Genomic DNA, 2,015 nt, shown 5'->3' with positions numbered 1-2,015 from the left:
AGGTTTTACCTACTACATGGAAACTCCCCGGCAAAATAAGTATCGTGTTAGCGTATGGTCATCGCAGCCTGCGGCATCGATCAAGTATAAACTTGATTCAAGCCCAGAATCAATTGCGTCAGTCAACAACGTAGGAAAAGCGGGTAACTGGTATTTACTGGAGGCCGATATAGCGGTAACAGCAACAAACGCTTCAAAGCTGGAGCTGTGGTGTGAAGCGGGTGTTAACACGACATACTTTGACGACTTCCGTGTAAGACCGATTGATGCTGCCATGACCGGCTATGTATATAACCCATGGGGTGAAGTATCGCATATACTTGATAACAATAACCTTTACACTGAGTATCGTTATGATGCTATGGGACGCCTCACCTCTACTTACAAAGAGAGCTTTAAAGCAGCCTATGGTAATCAGGGTATAGTTAAAACCGGTATTGTAGAGTATAACTACGGAGTAAATAATCCCTATACACTAACGATCAATACATCAAGCACAGGTACCAGAGGGTATATATATCCTTCCGGAAATATTTCGGTTGCCCAGGGGAAAGACCTTCGCTTTGAGCTGCGCGATAAATGCCAGAGTAATACACTGGCTGCCGTGTGGATTGATGGTAAAAAGATCGATGTCGATAAATCTTCTGTAACGCTTGCTGATGGAACGACCGTATCCATCCAGAATGCAGGCAAAGTTGTCACGTTTAAGAATGTTCAGACAGCACATACATTGAAAGCAGATTTTGCTTCAAACTCTGTGGCGGGGGTAGTGGTTTGCAATGGGTATACGGATGGTAATGGCAATACCTGTTTCGATGGCGGGTATCGATATGCGTACTATGATCTGTGCGGCAACCAGGGCAGTTGGATGACAGCGAACAAGAAATCGGAGATACCCTATGACCTCCGGTCGCTGGCCGTTGACAACTGTTGTCAATATAACAATGGCCTGGTATCAGGTTGTAATTGTAAACCTGGAAGCACAGGTATAGAGTAAAGATATTATAACGCACACAGATTTAAAGAACTAGTATGAAGCGTTTCTATATAGCATTATTTTTTATTGGGCTGATGGCCAGCGGTAGCCTCAGTTTCGGTCAAACATCTCCTTGCAGTATTTCGCATTCAGGCGGAAACTGCCTGGGCCAGCCTATAACATTTTATAAAAACTGCCCGGATAATTATGACAATCATAGTTGGGTAATTGACGGTACATCCATTGGCAGCGGGCCGAGCCAAACGTATACATTTAATACAACCGGTAGCCACACCGTCAAGTTAGGCTCCTGGTGTAGCACATGTCAAAATACCAAACCGGTATATACGCAGACCACTATATTTATTGAGGCCGTCCCCAGACCGTCTATTACGGCCAGTACAACTCAGTTATGTGAATCAGGAAGTGTGACGCTTTCGGTAGATCCGAGCTATACTAATTCCGGATATGATTTTCTGTGGCGTTCGGTTCCGGCCGGCTATACCGGTTCCGGTACCTCCGTTACGTTTAATAATGTATCTACCACAACAACCTTCTACCTGACTATTTCAGGAGAAGCTTGCACAAATGAAAATCAGATAACAGTCAACGTTTCAAAAACAAGTCTTTCACCTACTTTGGGTGCAGCTTCGTTTTATCACCGGCAGACATTAACAACAGGCAACGGTGTACGCGCTGGTCATTATTGGGAACAAAGTAGTACAGGTACAGATGTAAATAATCCTGTAAACGGCAACTATCTCGTATATGAATCCGGCGATCACTATACCCGTTACTATTCTGCGGCCACAAATTGCTGGGCAAACCCGCTTGGGCCAGTGCATGTAACCATCAACTATGCACCACCGCTTGCGAGTGCCGGACAAATATTAAAGCCGGGTTACAACGAAGTATATTTCGCTAATGATGAAAAGGACTATATCTTTTCGTATGCGGATTACTATTGGGTAAATAACACCAGTGATAATCCATCGATAGTCCGTCCTTATTGTGTGAATGGCGTTGTTACCGGCAGCAA

At 44.4% G+C, this 2,015-nt stretch carries 2 protein-coding genes; both read left to right on the top strand.

What is annotated here, in order from left to right; genetic code table 11:
• The coding region (locus tag VIN08_RS01725) for an RHS repeat domain-containing protein (protein WP_331959283.1) at window positions 1-997 on the top strand (997 nt) is incomplete at its 5' end.
• Window positions 998-1,032: 35 nt separating this feature from the next.
• Window positions 1,033-2,015 (top strand): hypothetical protein (locus tag VIN08_RS01720; protein WP_331959280.1); only part of this gene is annotated, 983 nt, incomplete at its 3' end.

Origin of the sequence: Ohtaekwangia sp. (assembly GCF_036568665.1) — a bacterium.
GTDB lineage: Bacteria > Bacteroidota > Bacteroidia > Cytophagales > Cyclobacteriaceae > Ohtaekwangia.
The sequence above is the reverse complement of the archived record's forward strand: the minus strand, read 5'-3'. Positions and strand labels throughout refer to the sequence as shown.